The sequence below is a fragment of the Paracoccus sp. SSJ genome, from assembly GCF_030234105.1.
Lineage (GTDB): Bacteria > Pseudomonadota > Alphaproteobacteria > Rhodobacterales > Rhodobacteraceae > Paracoccus > Paracoccus denitrificans.
Genome location: NZ_JASSPE010000042.1, coordinates 1 through 14,269, shown reverse-complemented (window position 1 = coordinate 14,269; position 14,269 = coordinate 1). Strand labels below are relative to the sequence as shown.

Here is a 14,269-nt window from a genome sequence, read left to right as displayed (position 1 = left end):
GCGGGGGACCTGAAGGGCGGGGGACCTGAAGGGCGGGGGACCTGAAGGGCGGGGGACCTGAAGGGCGGGGGACCTGAAGGGCGGGGGACCTGAAGGGCGGGGGACCTGAAGGGCGGGGACCGGGCCCTGCCGGTCCCCGCCCCGGCGCTATCCGGCCACGTCGATGACCACCCGGCCCCGGATCCGGCCCCCAACGATATCCGCCCCAAGCGCAGGCAAATGCGACATCGGTTCGACCCGGGCGATGCTGGCCAGATGCACCTTGTCCAGATGCGCGGCCAGCGTCGCCCAGGCCCGGTCGCGCCTCGCCTGCGGGGCCATCACGCTGTCGATTCCCAAGAGCGCCACCCCGCGCAGGATATGCGGCATGACCGTCGCCGGAAGGTCAAAGCCGCCTGCCAGCCCGCAGGCCGCGACCGCGCCGCCATAATTGGTCTGCGCCAGCACATTGGCCAGCGTGGTGGAGCCCACGCTGTCCACCGCCCCCGCCCAGCGTTCCTTTTGCAGCGGCCCGCCCTTTTCGGCCAGGGTGGCGCGATCCACGAAACCCGTGGCGCCCAGCCCGGCCAGATAGTCATGCGTCTCGGGCCGGCCGGTGGCGGCGGTGACGGTATAGCCCTTGGCCGCCAGCAGGCTGATCGCCGTCGAGCCGACGCCGCCGGCGGCGCCCGTCACCAGAACCTCGGGGCCACCGGGCTGGATCGCGCCCCAGTCCTCCAGCGCATCGACGCAAAGCGCGGCAGTATAGCCGGCCGTGCCGATGGCCATGGCATCCTGCAACGAAAACCCCTCGGGCAGGCGGGTCAACCATTCGGGCTTGAGGCGCTGGAACCGGCTGTAGCCGCCCCATTCGGTTTCCGACAATCCCCAGCCGTTCACGATCACCTTGTCGCCCGGCTGCCAGCGGTCCGAGCGGCTTTCGACCACCGTGCCGGCAAGATCGATCCCCGCCACCATCGGCAGGCGGCGGGCGATGCGGCCCTTGCCGGTGACTGCCAGCCCGTCCTTGTAGTTCAGGGTCGAATAGGCGACCTCGACCAACACCTCATGGTCGGGCAGCGCGTCGCGGGTCAGGTCGCGAAAGCCGGCCACGGGCTTGCCGTCCCGGTCCTCGATCATAAGCGCGCGGAATGTTTCGGTCATGGGGTTCCTCCTCGGGGTTTGTCGGCATTGCGGCGGGCAAGCGCCTGGTCCAGCAGGGCGCGCATGCCCTCGACATGGTCCCGCATCAATTGCGCGGCCGTCTCGGCATCGCGGGCGGCGATGGCCGCGCGGATACGCTCATGCGCGGCAACGGTGCGGCGGCGCTCGTGATCGCGATAGATCAGCATGTTGGTGATCGGGATGAAGCTTTCGATCATCGCGTGCATCATCAGTTGCAAGGGGCCGTTGCCCGTGGCCTGCACCACGGCGCGATGAAAACGGACGTCCGAGGCGCAGAAATCCTCGTCCGACAGGGCCTCGTCCCGCTGCAAGGCGATCTCGGCGGCCATCGCCGCAAGATCGGCATCGCTGCGGTTCTGCGCGGCAAGGCGGCAGCACAGCGCCTCGGTCTGCATCCGCGCCGTCACGATCTCGTCGATGTCGAAACGGCCCATGCCGACCAGCAGCGTCGCCGTGTCGGTGATGCTGCGCGCAGCGCCATCGGCATCCGGGCGGTTGACGAAGGTGCCGCCAGCAGGACCGCGGCGCGAGCGGATCAGGTTCTGAGCCGCCAGCACCTTCAGCGCCTCGCGCACCGTGGGGCGAGAGATGGCGAAGCGGCGTGCCAGTTCCTCTTCGGTCGGCAGGCGTTCGTCCACGGCAAGCCGGCCCTCAAGGATGGCGGTGCGGATCAGGTCGGCCACCTGGCGGGCCAGACCGCCGCGCACGATCTCGTCATATTGCAGGCTCATCGACACCCTCCCGTTTGGCGCAGGGTAGCAGGGCGGTAGAAAACATAAAAGGTCTGACAAATACAACAATGAGCTTCCTCTCCGCCGCAACAGGGGAGAGTCCGTTGATGACGAGGCGTGGAACGGTGCGTTCGCACGCTGCCCGGTCACCTTGGAAGAGGCAACCCAGCTTGCCGCCCTTGAGCATCCGGCAACGGCTGCTTCGTCCTCGCCCTTTTGTTCGCCATCGCGACCACTGCAAGCTCAGCCGGCTTTCGCCCCAACAACTCTGCGAATCAGAGAGCAAATCGTCCCTTGGAACTGCCATGCGCTACCGAACCTCGCGATGACCGCCGACGTAGTGAGCCGTCTGCTCTCGGGATGCCTGAAATAAACCGATACGGCGTCAGATCCTGCCGACGCCGCCCGTTTGCGGCCATATTAATTTATCCGCCCATGCAGCGCCAAAACCTGTTCGCACAGACCCGCGATCATATGCAGCGCGACAGATATCAGGCGGGATCCTGCCTGCATTGCGCGCCAACCTACACACTCTTATAACTCTCTGCGCGTACTGGAATAGGGTCGCACCGCCCTTGTCCGAAGCAAGGGCGGTGCCTTCTGTTGGTAGGCCGGATGCCGCATTTCGGCGGCAAGGATTATCCCGATGCGTGATCCCGTATTCGTGCTATTCGCTCTTACTTTCCCCAGACCGTTTGCAGCAGGTTCAACCAGTTCAAACCCAGGATCTTTTCGATCCGCGCTTCGCTCCAGCCGGCATCGGCCATGGCATCCGCGATATTCGGAAAATCCCGGATCTCGCGGAAACCGGCCGGGTTGATGATCTCGCCAAAGCTGGTCAGGCGGCGGCCAAATCCCTTGTCATGCGTGATCCAGTCGAAGAACGGGCGGTCATAGCCCTGTGTGAAATCGGTGCCGATGCCGACAGCATCCTCGCCTACGATATTGATGACGTAATCCATTGCAGCGATGTAATCGGCAATGGTCGAATTGACGCCATTGGCCAGAAAGGGCGGGAACATCGTCACGCCGACAAAACCACCCTTGTCGACGATATAGCGCAGTTCCTCGTCCGACTTGTTGCGGGGATGCGCCTTCAGCCCCGCGGGCAGACAATGCGAATAGGCAACCGGCACCGTCGAGGTGTCGATCACCTCTCTCGACGTCTTCGGCCCTACATGGCTGAGATCACACAGCATTCCGACTCGGTTCATCTCGGCCACGACCTCGCGCCCGAAATCCGACAGGCCGCTGTCGCGGCTTTCATAGCAGCCGCTGCCGACCCAGTTCTGGGTATTGTAGGTCATCTGCGCGATGCCGACACCAAGGGTCTTGAGGATCTCGACATAGCCGATCCTGTCTTCGAAAGCCGAGGTGTTCTGCATGCCCAGAACGATCGCCGTCTTTCCAGAAGCCTTCGCGCGGCGAATATCCGCAACGCTTTCTGCCTTGACGATATGGTCGCCAAATTCACGAAACCAGCGGTTCCATTGCACGATATTGTTTACGGTATCGCTGAAATTCTCCCAGACGCTGCAGGTGCAGTTCGCGGCCGTCAGCCCCGATTGCTGCATTTCCCTGAACAGATCCCCGCCCCATTTCGAGATGATGAGACCGTCGATGACGACTGCATTCTCATAGATCGTGCTGGCCTTGTCCTTCATGATGTTTTCCATTTCGATAAGATATGATGAGCGGGCTGCATCGCTTTTTGGGCAGCCCAAGGCGCGCGTTCAGTCCGTCAGGACGCAGGAGACCTCAAAGCGGCATTCGGCGGCGCCCATGGCCGCGCATTGCACCTCGCGACAGGTGATCGCCTGCGGATCGATGCCGCGCATGGCGCAGACAAACTGCATGGCGCCGATCAGGAAGCCCTCGAACATATAGCAGGTGGGCGCGGCCGCCTGCCCTTCCGACTCGAGCACATAGATCGAATCCCTCAGCGTGACCTGGGCCGTCAGTTGATCCAGGTCCAGTTGCTCGATGGGAAAGCGGCCCCAGCCACGTTCCGAAAGCCGCCGCAGATAAAGCGCAAAGACATCGCGCTCGGATGCACCCAGCAGTTCGGATTGGCGCTTGCACCAGAAAAAGGCCGACTTCGCGCCAGAGCGGTCCAGCATCGCCTCATAGGCATCGCGTCCCAGGGTCTTTTCGATCTCCTTGTGCATGTTCACCATGAAATGACGCGGAACATAGACCATGGGCAGGCCGTCGGTGCGCCAGATGCCACTGGCTTCGTCCACGTCGATCTGAACAGCGGGCTGCATATCATTCATCCTTGGATCAGGGAGGGTTGGCTTTGGAAAAGGGCGGCCCCCCGGACCAGGACCAAGGGGGCCGGCCGGGTCATCTTGCGGCTTGCTGGGCGGGGTAAAGGGACAGTTCGGCATCCGGCTGGAGCGCGGCATCGTCCATCAGCGAGATACGCGAGGTTTCGCGCAGGGCCAGCCCGCCGAGGCCCGCCAGAACCGCAATGACCATCAGGTAAAGGGCCGGGGCGAGGTTGTTTCCGGTCGTGTCGATCAGCCAGGTCGCCATCAGCGGGGCGGTGCCGCCGAAGATCGTATATGAGACATTGTAGGTAAAGGCCGAGGCGGTATAGCGGGTCCGCGTGGGAAAGGTCTCGGACAGCAGCGTCGCCGTCACCACATTGGCCGTCAGCGCACCAGTCGCAAGCAGCAGGACACCCGGGATGGCCTTCCACAGCGCGCCAGAGCTGGCCAGCAGATAGGCCGGAACCACCATGACGAACAGCCATGCGCAGACGAAGCGGATCGTGTTGCGCCGGCCGATCCGGTCAGAGATGCGCCCCGCGACCGGGCAGAACAGCGCGGCAAAGACCAGGGCGATCATCGTCACCAGCAAGGCACGCGGTCGCGTGAACCCGCCCTCCACCTGCAGATAGGTCGAGAAGTAGGTGGTGAACATGTAGAAGGACAGCGCTGTCAGCGAGATGAACGTCCCCAGCCGCAGCATCGACTGGCTTTGGCTTTTCAGGGTTTCGCGAAGGGGCGAATGGGCATGGGTGTTGTCCTCGGCGGCCATTGCCTTGAAGGCGGGCGTTTCCTCCATGCGCCAGCGCAGGTAAAGGCCGACCAGCCCCAGGGGCGCCGCAAGCAGGAAAGGCACGCGCCAGCCCCAGGCGGTCATCGCCTCGGCGGTCAGGCTGCTTTCCAGGGCAAAGACCAGCAGCGCGGCCGAGGCAAAGGCCAGGAAGGTCGATACCGGGATGAAGCTGCCATACCAGCCGCGCCTGTCGTTCGGCGCGTGTTCCATCACATATGCGATTGAACCGGCGTATTCGCCGCCCGCCGAAAAGCCCTGCAGGCAGCGCAGGACGGTCAGCAGGACAGGTGCCGCCATGCCCCAGCTTGCATGGACCGGCAGAAGGCCGATCAGGGTCGTGGCCCCGGCCATCAGCAGGATCGTCAGCGACAGGACGCCCTTGCGGCCCAGCCGGTCACCCAGGACGCCGAAGAAGATCCCTCCCAGCGGGCGCATGGCAAAGGCCACCGCAAAGACCCCGAAAGTCTTGAGCAGCCCCAGGCTGACGCTTTCGCTGGGAAAGAACTGGCTGGCGATGATCGTCGCCAGGAATCCATAGACGGCAAAGTCGAACCATTCGACGAAATTGCCCATCGCGGCAGCGCCGATGACCTTGCGCAGCGCCGGCGCCGATGTCTGATCCTGAAATCGTGCTGTCATGTCTGACCTTTCTTCATTCGAGAAACAAGGACGGAAGGCATCGCGGGGCAGTGACGGCTGGTGCAGATGCGGATGCGCATGCCGGCGCCCCTGCCGCCCCAGGCCATGGAGCGGATCGGCTTGCCTTTGCGAGAAATGGCATCCGTGCCCGAGACAGCGGTCGACGTTCTGCCCGCGGCTTATGACCGAAAGGGGGACCTTTCGGATCGTCTCTAGCTTGCCTCAGCTTGTCGCGCGCAGACATCCGATAACTTGCGCCGGACATGCAGCGATATGTGATCGCCTGTCATTCGTGCACTCCCTGAAGCTGTTGAACTGGTTTTCCCGCAGGTTCTGTCGCCTGCGATACCTGGATGATCCATGGCCGAGCCGTCGTTGTAAAATATCGAATTCGGCATTATTGATAACCAATGAGAATTAATCCGGGCGCCACATGAGCCTTGATCTTCGACATCTGCGGGCCTTCGCCATGCTTGGACAGGAACTGCATTTTCGCCGCGCCTCGGAAAGCCTGCGCGTGGCGCAGCCTGCGCTGACCAAGACGATCCAGCAGCTGGAGGACCATGTCGGCACGCCGCTTCTGGTGCGCTCGACGCGCCGGGTCGAGCTGACCGAGGCTGGCCGGGTCTTTCTGGCCGAGATCGCGGATGTGACGGCGCAGATTGACCGGGCGGTCGAGCGCGCCCGCAAGGCGGCGCGCGGCGTCCGGGGCGAGTTGCGCATCGCCTATACCGATTTCGCGATCAATGGCGCATTGCCGCATTTCCTGCGCGCCTTCAACGAGGCGCATCCCGACATCTACCTGGATCTGATCTTCATGCCGACGATCCATCAACACGAGGCGATCCTGCGCCATCGGATCGACATCGGCTTTCTTTACGGGGTCTCGGACCAGCAGCCGATCAACAGCCTGCCTTTTGACGAGAACGACTACGTTGCCATCCTGCCCGTGAACCACCATCTCGCGAAGCGCGATCAACTGGCGCTGAGCGACCTGAAGGCCGAGAAGTTCGTATTCGGAACGGGCGACAGCTGGATGATCTTTCGCAACCAGGTGTTTGCAGAATGCCGGGCGCGTGGGTTCCTGCCCGAAATATCGCTCGAGGCGACCAACAGCGACGGCATCTTCGGCCTTGTCATCGCCGGGGCCGGTGTCGCGATCTATTCCAGCGCGATCGGCAACATGCCCCGGCAAGGCATCGCGATCCGCCAATTGACCGACATGCCCGCCAAGCTGCCGATCACCGCGGTCTGGGAACGCGGCAATGCTTCGGAAGAGTTGACCGTCTTTCTAAGGTTCCTGCGCCGATTTCGACCCTTGGCCAAAAGCGGATGATCCATTCCTGGGCTCTGATGTCAGCGCTTCGACCAGCAGATTGATAAGTCCTTGCTCACGCGCCGTATTGGCCAATTCGCTGGTCGCGAAGCCGCCTCGTCGGCCTCCAAGGAAAGCACTTGACCAGCGGGGGGTGCGCCGACACCAAGGAATGTGTCGCGTGTCCTAACAGGCTGCTGAAAAAGTGCCTGCATGTCTCACTACCCGGCTCTGGAATCCGGGAAATTCGCCCCAGAATGGCCCGGAAAACGCGAATTTCTGGACGAATTGTGCCAGATTAGGGACCGCGTCCTTCGCGGAACAGGCTCAAAATCCTTTTTCAGCAGCCTGCTAACCGCGCAGCAGGGCGGGCAGGCTGCCGCTGGCCAGAACCGCTCGCGCCAGATCCAGCATCGGCGGCAGTGGATAGGTGTCCGAATTGCCGCGCGCCCTTCGGATATGGGATACCGCACTGTCCAGCGTCGGGAACATGCCAGTCGCGCGCAGGTGCAGATAGATCGCAAGCACGACGACCGATCGCGACCGCCCGCCTCGGCAATTCACCAGCACATGCCCGGCGCGATGGGCGGGATAGTTCGGCTTGCCGGGACTGGCCTGCGTGACCAACCCTTCCAGCGCCAGCACGGCGGCGGCGAGATGGGCGGGCGTATTGCCCGCCCCGTCGATCAGCCCCACCTTGGCACGGCGCATATGGGTGCCGTCGGGCAGTTGCAGGGGCGCGACGTCGATGTTCAGCGACACATTCAGCGAAGAGGTGATGCCCGCCGCCAGCAGCGCGGCGCCGTCGCTGGCGCCGGTCAGGTTGCCGACGTAAAGGCGGCAGATCCGATCTTGGGGCAGGATCAGGTCATGGACCGGGACAAGGATCGTGGTGTCGTTCTCGGCCCGCTCGCGGGTGGTTTCCTTGATCAGCATGGATTGGGCTTTCTTCTGTCGGGGGGCAGATCCGGTCCGGTCGCCAGATCGGGGCCAGGGCCAGCGCGAGTTCAGGGGCATCGTCCAATGCCCCGAAGGCGGGAACCAGATGCCTGGCGCCGGTGATTTCGGCCAGCCAGATCTGGTCGCGGGCGCGGGGATGCACGTTCCAGGGATGCCGGCTGGCGCGATCCGCGGCGATCAGCCCCGCCGCCACGCTGCCGGGGGCGACATGGCCGGTGAAGATGAAGCGCCAGCCTCGTGCATCGGCGATCAGGCGTGACACCAGATCGCCGGGGCGCTCGGTATCTGCGGCGATGATCACATCGCCGTCGCGAGCCTCCGACGGGGTGGTGACGCTGCGCAGATCGGGCAACGCCCCCTGCAACTCGGCCCGGACCTGCGGGCAGACAACCGGCGACAGGCCAAGGGCGGACAGCCGCAGCGCCATATCCGCGCCGCGCCCGAGGATAGGGACCGGCAACACCGTGCCGGGGACGATGCTGTCCGCCAGCCCCGGCGCCTGCTCGGCCAACGCCTGATCGCGGTCGCCATAGGAAAGATCGGTGATCACCAGACCTGCCCGGGGCGGGGAATCGAAGTGCAGAAGCCCGGATTCCCGGCTCCAGTCGCCCATGTAAAGCGCGCCGCCCTCTTGCGGCAGATGCAGCCAGATGCCGCCCATGGCATGTCCGCTGCGCCCGACCAGGACAGGCAGGCCCAGCAGTTGCGCAGGGCCTTGCAGCGGCAGGGTGTGGCAGGCTTCGGGCGGCAGATGCAGGCCCAGCAGCGGCAACGCGTCGAAGGTGGCGCGGCTGGCAAAGACCGGCGGACAGCCCAGCCGGGGCCACAGGTCGATGGCCCCGACATGGTCGATATGCGCATGGGACAGGAAGATCGCATCGACCCGTCCGATGCCGTCCAGATCCGGGCGCTGGCCCGGTGTCGGCCCCTCGCCCAGATCCATCAGGATCCGCCGCCCGGCAATCTCCAGCAGGAAGGCTGCCGGGGATTTGCCGCCCAGGCCGCTGAATGCCGTCAGAGCTGCCATGGCAACACGCCTTTCGGCAGAAAGCGCGACAGGGCCGTCGACAGCAGCATCAGCGCCAGCACGCCCAGGATCATCAGGCAGCCAACGGCGGCGGCGAGGGTCGAGGCCCCGCCTTCCTCGAGGAAGATGATCATCGGCCCGATGGTGCGGGTGCCCGAGGAGATCAGCAGGATCGAGGTCTGGATCTCGTTGATCGCGGTCATGAAGACGATCACGGCGGCAGCGATGGCGGTCGGGGCGATCAGCGGCCAGATCACGTCGCGCATCCGGCGCAGGAAGCCCGCGCCCGCGACCTGCGCCGCCTCTTCCAGCGCGCGGTCGATCTGGGCATAGCCCGACAGCACCGGGCGCAACGCCAGCGCGAAGAAGCCCGCGACATAGGCGGCCAGGATGATCCAGGGCGTGCCATAGATCGACACCCCGACCCCCGGCAGCGGCCGCAGGAACAGCAGGATCATCGCGACGCCCAGCGTGATGCCCGGCAGGGTATAGGCGGCCTCGGAACCGAAATGGAGCAGCCGCACCAAAGGCCCGCGCCGCCATGTCAGGAAATAGCCAAGGAAAACCGAAGCCAGCATCAGAAAGCCCATGGTGAACAGGGTCAGCCACAGCGAGGTGACGAAGGCATCGCGCAGCGACACTTGCTGGAACAGCGCCGAGACGTAGTTCTTCAGCGTCATCGTCTCTGCCGTCAGCGGCAGGCCGTATGCGGGAACCAGCGAAGTCTGGAGCAGCGCCGACAGCGGCAGCAGCAGCGAGACGATGAGATAGCCCCAGAGCAGCGCCGCGACCACGACCCCGGCCCGGCCCAGCGGAAGCATCAGCGGGCGGCTGCCCAGATCGACGCGGGTATCGCTGCGATCGCCCGCGCGCGCAGCCAGCAGCACTCCTGCCACGGTCAGGGCGGTCAGCACCAAGGACAACGCCGCCATGTTCGGCAGGGCGCCTGGCCCCAGCCCATTGATCTGCTGATAGATCTGGGTGATCAGCGTCGGCACGCGTGCGGGAATGCCCAGCATGGCCTGAATGCCGAAATTCCCGATGGCCGAGACGAAGGCGAGGCTGGCCGCCGCCACCATGCCGCCGCGTGCCAAAGGCAGGATCACGGTCAGCAGCACCCGGCCCGGACCGGCGCCGGCGGCGCGTGCCGCCTCGGCCAGATCCAGCGGAATGCGGCGCAGGCTGGCCTGCATCGCAAGATAGACCAGCGGTGCGTTGTAGATGCCCAGAAGCAGGATGATCCCGGTTTTGGAATACAAGGGATGCCGCGTGCCCGCCTCCATCGACAGGCCGAGGAAGCCCAGCACCGGGCTGGAGGGTGAGAGGGCCTGGATCCAGGCCATGGCGGTCACCTGCGGGGGGATCATCAGGGGCAGCACGAAGGCAAAGACCAGCGCCGATTTGCCGCTCAGGTCGGTCTGCACCATGATCACCGCGAAGATCGTGCCGACCAGCACGGAAACAAGGGTCGAGGCCAGCGAAATATGGATGGTGTTCCAGATCGCCGCCCCGGTCTGCGGGCGCGAGAACAGCTTCGCCAGCCGCTCGATCGCCAGACCGCCATCATCGAAAAGGGCCGCCTGCGCCAGCCGCAACATCGGCGCGACGGAAACCGACAGGATCAGCACGGCCAGCAGGGCCAGAACGATTCTTTCGGAGGAAAGCCGGAAAAGGGGCGCGCGCGGCGCCCCTGCGCTGTTCGGGATGGAGGTCATCCCGATCAGCCGCCGAAGATTTCGGTGAACCTGGCGCGCGCCTCGACATCCTCGGCCACCGCACGGTCGGCATCCAGCGGCATCAGTTTGATCTCGGACAGCGCGGGCATCCCCTCGGGCGACGCGACCTTGGGATCGACCGGCATGTAGCCCTGTTCGGCCGCCAGTTTCTGGCCCTCTTCAGACAGCACGAAGCTGACGAAGGTCCGGGCCGCTTCCACCTGATCGGTGCCGGCGAGGATCGCCACCGGCTCGGTGAAGAAGGTGGCGCCTTCGGCCGGATAAACGAATTCCACCGGCGAGCCTGCCCTTTTGGCGCGCAGCACATCGGCATCGATGTTGACGCCATACTTCACCTGGCCCCCGGCCACGGCCTTGAGCACCGGGCCATTGCCGCCCTCGGGCACCACGCCAAGCGCGTTCAGACGCTCGTAATAGTCCCAGCCCTGGGCGGCGTCCTGCAGCAGCGAATGCATGTGGACCAGCGCCGCGCCGGAATAAAGCGGGCTCGGGGCGACGATCTGGCCTGCATTGGCGTCCTGGAACAGATCGGCCCAGCCCGTGACGGGCGCGGCGATCCGGGTGTTGTAGACGATGCCGGTAGACGAGATCTTGGTGCCGAAGAAGGTCTTGTCGGCATCATACATCAGCGGGTCGATACCTTCGAGCGGCGCTTCGGGCCAGGCCAGCAGCAGGCCCTGGCTCTTCAGCGTGCCCAGATTGATGCTGTCGGCGACCAGCAACACGTCGGCCTTGATGCCGCCGGCTTCCTGCTCGGCGGTCAGGATGTTCATCAGCTGCGAGGTGCCGTTGCGCATCCATTCCACGGTGATGTCGGGATGCCTGGCCATGAAGGCATCGACGGTCTGCTGCGCGATTTCCGGCGATTGCGAGGTGTAGAGCGTCAGCGTGGTCTGCGCCGACACCGCGGTCGCGGACAGCATCAGGGCAAGGGTGGTGACAGTCAGGCGCATTGGAATTGCTCCGTAAGATGCGAAGAGGAGGAGGAAGGGATCGGCGCCGCGCCGGGAGCGGAGGTGCCGGAAAGCGGGATGGCCCAGAGGTCGCGGAACGCCAGGTCAAGGCGCGCGCCCGGTTCGGGCGGCGTGGCCGTGTCGGGCAGCACCATGGGCAGCCGGAGGGACGGATCCGTCTCGGGGCGCAGCTCATAGGACCAGCTGCCGCCGCGATAGGTGCGGGCGGTGACACGGGCGGGGATGCCGGCCTCGCCCGGATGGACGGGCTGGATATCGGCGGGATGGGTCGAGGCCATGGCCAATGGCCGGGCGGTTTCCCCGGCATGGCAGCGCAGCCGGACGCGCGTTCCCAGAAGATCGGCCATGGCAAGCCCGTTCCCCATGGGGCGCAGGCCCTCGACCGGCAGCACCAGCCCGCCCCCTATGAAACCGGCCACCGTGGCGTCGGCAGGTTCGCGATACAGTTGCCGGGGGCTGGCGCATTGCAGCAGGCGGCCCTTGTCCATCACCGCGATGCGGTCGGCCAGGGCCATCGCCTCGGATTGGTCATGGGTGATATAGACCAGCGTCGCCCCGCTTTCGCGGTGGAAGCGGTGGAACTCGTCTTCCATCGTGGCGCGCAGATGCACATCCAGGTTGGCCAGCGGCTCATCCAGCAGCACCAGATCCGAGCCAGCGGCCAGGCAGCGCGCCAGCGCGACCCGCTGGCGTTGCCCGCCCGACAGATCAGCCGGGCGACGGCCGGCAAAGGGCGCCAGGTTGACGGTGTCCAGCGCCCGGGCCACCCTGGCCTCGCGTTCGGCCCGGGGCAGGCGCGCCACCTTCAGCGCATAGCCGACATTTTCCGCCACCGACATATGCGGCCACAGCGCGTAGTTCTGGAACACGATGCCGATGCCGCGCCCTTCGGGCGGCACCATGACATTTCCACCCGCCACCTGCCGGTCGCCCAGGGTGATCGTGCCTTCATCGGGACGGTCAAAGCCTGCAACCAGCCGCAGCAGCGTGGTCTTGCCGCAGCCCGAGGGGCCAAGCACGGCCACGAATTCGCCCACCGCGATGTCGAGGTCGATACCCGACAGAACCCTGGTCTCGCCATAGCTCTTGCCGATGTTCGACAGCCGCAAACCCGTCATGCCGCGCTGTCCCTTTCCTGTCATTTCCGGCGCGACTGATGCAGCGGCGGCATGACATGAGCGTGGCCGTTCTGTAAAATCTTGATGAACCTTGCGGTTCGGATGCACGATGCTGGCGCATTCAGCCAGCCACTGCCTTGCCGACGCTGGGGAGAAGATCGGATGGTCTCATACGTTGCACTGCTGCGCGCCGTGAATGTCGGCGGAACAGGCAAGCTGCCGATGACGGAGTTGAAGGCGATGTGCGCCGCCGAGGGTTTCGGCAAGGTCCGCACCTATATCGCCAGCGGCAATGTCGTATTCTCGTCCGACCGGCCCGCGTTGGAGGTCAAGCGGGCGCTTGAGAAACGTCTGGAAGACCATGCCGGCAAGCCGGTCGGCGTCATCCTGCGCACCGCGAAAGAGATGGCGGACGTTCTCAACGCGAATCCGTTTCCTGACGCCCCGCCCAGCGGGACTGTCGCCATATTTCTGGACAGCCCGCCACCCGCCGACACGCTCGAAACGATGAAGCACCGGAAGGACGAAGAGGTTCGGCTGGGCAAGCGGGAAATCTATGTGGCTTATGGCGCGGCGGGCATGGGCCGCTCGAAGCTGGCGATTCCCGCAGCCGCGGATGGCACCGCTCGCAACATGAATACCATCGCGAAACTCGCCGAGCTCGCGGCCTCGATATAGGATGCCCGGTCCAGCCGCCAACGACGGAACAGGCTCGGGCCTCCCTGTCCGCCGCTTTCCGGTGCCGGGGCCGGCCGATGCCTGCACGTCGTCGCTTCGGGGCCGATCGCGAAGGCGCGGATCGGCAGTGGTCGCTCAGGTCAGTGAATGACCTGTTGCAGGAACTCACGCGCGCGCGGGCTTTGCGGGTTGGTGAAGAAAGCGCCGGGCGCCGCTTCCTCGATCTTTTCACCGCGATCCATGAAGATCACCCGGTCGGCGACCTGCCGCGCAAAGCCCATCTCATGCGTGACGCAAAGCATGGTCATGCCCTCTTCGGCCAGTTCCACCATGGTGTCGAGCACTTCCTTGACCATCTCGGGGTCCAGCGCCGAGGTCGGCTCGTCGAAAAGCATCACCCGCGGCTGCATGCACAGCGCCCGCGCGATGGCGACGCGCTGCTGCTGGCCGCCGGAAAGCTGGCCGGGATATTTTCCGGCCTGGTCGGGAATGCGCACCTTGGTCAGGTAATGCATGGCGCGCTCTTCCGCCTCGGCCTTGCCCAGGCCTCGCGACTTGCGCGGGGCGATGGTGCAGTTTTCCAGGATGGTCATATGCGGGAACAGGTTGAAGCTCTGAAAGACCATGCCGACCTCGCGGCGAATGGCGGCGACATCCTTGGTGTCCCCGGTCAGGCGGTGGCCGTCGACCAGGATTTCGCCGCTGTCGTGCCGCTCGATGCGGTTGATGCAGCGGATCAGCGTTGTTGCAGAACTCATGAGCTTCCGGGATTCACGGCGTGAATCCGGTGGGTTAAGAGCCTGCCATGAGCAAGCCCGAACCTGCCCGCTACCGTACGACCAACTGGAAATCCTATAACGA

The 14,269-nt window shown here is 64.9% G+C and carries 12 protein-coding genes and 1 pseudogene; 2 read left to right on the top strand and 11 right to left on the bottom strand.

The genetic code is table 11. The features are described 5' to 3' along the window. Positions 1-147: 147 nt before the first annotated feature. The 5 genes from QPR87_RS22955 to QPR87_RS22935 form a co-directional block, all read right to left on the bottom strand. Positions 148-1,143, bottom strand: a complete 996-nt coding sequence (locus tag QPR87_RS22955) for an MDR family oxidoreductase (RefSeq protein ID WP_285051503.1) — start codon at positions 1,141-1,143, stop codon at positions 148-150. Next, the gene (locus QPR87_RS22950; protein ID WP_011747434.1) at positions 1,140-1,895 is read right to left on the bottom strand and encodes a FadR/GntR family transcriptional regulator; all 756 of its coding nucleotides are present in this window, start codon (positions 1,893-1,895) and stop codon (positions 1,140-1,142) included. The genes QPR87_RS22955 and QPR87_RS22950 overlap by 4 nt, the downstream gene beginning before the upstream one ends. Positions 1,896-2,572: 677 nt before the next feature. Next, the gene (locus tag QPR87_RS22945) at positions 2,573-3,559 is read right to left on the bottom strand and encodes a dipeptidase (protein ID WP_104494451.1); all 987 of its coding nucleotides are present in this window, start codon (positions 3,557-3,559) and stop codon (positions 2,573-2,575) included. 69 nt (positions 3,560-3,628) lie between these two features. Then, the gene (locus QPR87_RS22940) at positions 3,629-4,162 is read right to left on the bottom strand and encodes a 4-vinyl reductase (protein WP_285051502.1); all 534 of its coding nucleotides are present in this window, start codon (positions 4,160-4,162) and stop codon (positions 3,629-3,631) included. 79 nt (positions 4,163-4,241) lie between these two features. Further along, positions 4,242-5,600 (bottom strand): MFS transporter, encoded by a 1,359-nt coding sequence (locus QPR87_RS22935; RefSeq protein ID WP_285051501.1) that lies wholly within the window; start codon positions 5,598-5,600, stop codon positions 4,242-4,244. Between the two features lie 433 nt (positions 5,601-6,033). On the opposite strand from QPR87_RS22935, the gene QPR87_RS22930 reads away from it, so the two are divergent. Further along, positions 6,034-6,936, top strand: a complete 903-nt coding sequence (locus tag QPR87_RS22930) for a LysR family transcriptional regulator (protein WP_285051500.1) — start codon at positions 6,034-6,036, stop codon at positions 6,934-6,936. Positions 6,937-7,266: 330 nt separating this feature from the next. On the opposite strand, the gene QPR87_RS22925 is transcribed toward QPR87_RS22930, so the two are convergent. Genes QPR87_RS22925 through QPR87_RS22905 form a run of 5 tightly spaced genes read right to left on the bottom strand, consistent with a single transcriptional unit; the run spans position 7,267 to position 12,730 of the window. Beyond that, the gene (locus tag QPR87_RS22925; protein ID WP_285051499.1) at positions 7,267-7,851 is read right to left on the bottom strand and encodes a protein-tyrosine phosphatase family protein; all 585 of its coding nucleotides are present in this window, start codon (positions 7,849-7,851) and stop codon (positions 7,267-7,269) included. Continuing rightward, complete coding sequence (locus QPR87_RS22920; RefSeq protein ID WP_285051498.1) at positions 7,784-8,902, bottom strand: MBL fold metallo-hydrolase; 1,119 nt, start codon at positions 8,900-8,902, stop codon at positions 7,784-7,786. Before QPR87_RS22920 ends, QPR87_RS22925 begins: the two co-directional genes overlap by 68 nt. After that, a complete protein-coding gene (locus QPR87_RS22915; protein WP_285051497.1) occupies positions 8,890-10,617 on the bottom strand; it encodes an ABC transporter permease in 1,728 nt (575 codons plus the stop codon). The genes QPR87_RS22920 and QPR87_RS22915 overlap by 13 nt, the downstream gene beginning before the upstream one ends. 5 nt (positions 10,618-10,622) lie before the next feature. After that, positions 10,623-11,591 carry an ABC transporter substrate-binding protein gene (locus tag QPR87_RS22910; RefSeq protein WP_028714544.1) on the bottom strand — a complete coding sequence of 323 codons (969 nt, stop codon included), beginning with the start codon at positions 11,589-11,591 and terminating at the stop codon, positions 10,623-10,625. Continuing rightward, positions 11,582-12,730 (bottom strand): ABC transporter ATP-binding protein, encoded by a 1,149-nt coding sequence (locus QPR87_RS22905; protein ID WP_011747406.1) that lies wholly within the window; start codon positions 12,728-12,730, stop codon positions 11,582-11,584. Before QPR87_RS22905 ends, QPR87_RS22910 begins: the two co-directional genes overlap by 10 nt. Positions 12,731-12,814: 84 nt before the next feature. Here QPR87_RS22905 and QPR87_RS22900 point away from each other — a divergent pair, with 84 nt between their 5' ends. Further along, entirely contained in the window at positions 12,815-13,408 is a 594-nt protein-coding gene (locus QPR87_RS22900; protein ID WP_230998778.1) for a DUF1697 domain-containing protein, read from the top strand. A gap of 140 nt (positions 13,409-13,548) precedes the next feature. Here QPR87_RS22900 and QPR87_RS22895 read toward each other — a convergent pair. Continuing rightward, positions 13,549-14,163 (bottom strand): annotated as a pseudogene (locus tag QPR87_RS22895) (amino acid ABC transporter ATP-binding protein); the annotation flags it as partial. Positions 14,164-14,269 lie beyond the last annotated feature (106 nt).

Bases quoted from the DNA above. Each gene is read 5' to 3' on its own strand.
- QPR87_RS22925 (WP_285051499.1), bottom strand. From the start codon at position 7,851: ATGCTGATCAAGGAAACCACCCGCGAGCGGGCCGAGAACGACACCACG.
- QPR87_RS22930 (WP_285051500.1), top strand. From the start codon at position 6,034: ATGAGCCTTGATCTTCGACATCTGCGGGCCTTCGCCATGCTTGGACAG.
- QPR87_RS22940 (WP_285051502.1), bottom strand. From the start codon at position 4,162: ATGCAGCCCGCTGTTCAGATCGACGTGGACGAAGCCAGTGGCATCTGG.
- QPR87_RS22920 (WP_285051498.1), bottom strand. From the start codon at position 8,902: ATGGCAGCTCTGACGGCATTCAGCGGCCTGGGCGGCAAATCCCCGGCA.
- QPR87_RS22900 (WP_230998778.1), top strand. From the start codon at position 12,815: ATGAACCTTGCGGTTCGGATGCACGATGCTGGCGCATTCAGCCAGCCA.
- QPR87_RS22910 (WP_028714544.1), bottom strand. From the start codon at position 11,591: ATGCGCCTGACTGTCACCACCCTTGCCCTGATGCTGTCCGCGACCGCG.
- QPR87_RS22905 (WP_011747406.1), bottom strand. From the start codon at position 12,730: ATGACGGGTTTGCGGCTGTCGAACATCGGCAAGAGCTATGGCGAGACC.
- QPR87_RS22955 (WP_285051503.1), bottom strand. From the start codon at position 1,143: ATGACCGAAACATTCCGCGCGCTTATGATCGAGGACCGGGACGGCAAG.
- QPR87_RS22915 (WP_285051497.1), bottom strand. From the start codon at position 10,617: ATGACCTCCATCCCGAACAGCGCAGGGGCGCCGCGCGCGCCCCTTTTC.
- QPR87_RS22935 (WP_285051501.1), bottom strand. From the start codon at position 5,600: ATGACAGCACGATTTCAGGATCAGACATCGGCGCCGGCGCTGCGCAAG.
- QPR87_RS22950 (WP_011747434.1), bottom strand. From the start codon at position 1,895: ATGAGCCTGCAATATGACGAGATCGTGCGCGGCGGTCTGGCCCGCCAG.
- QPR87_RS22945 (WP_104494451.1), bottom strand. From the start codon at position 3,559: ATGAAGGACAAGGCCAGCACGATCTATGAGAATGCAGTCGTCATCGAC.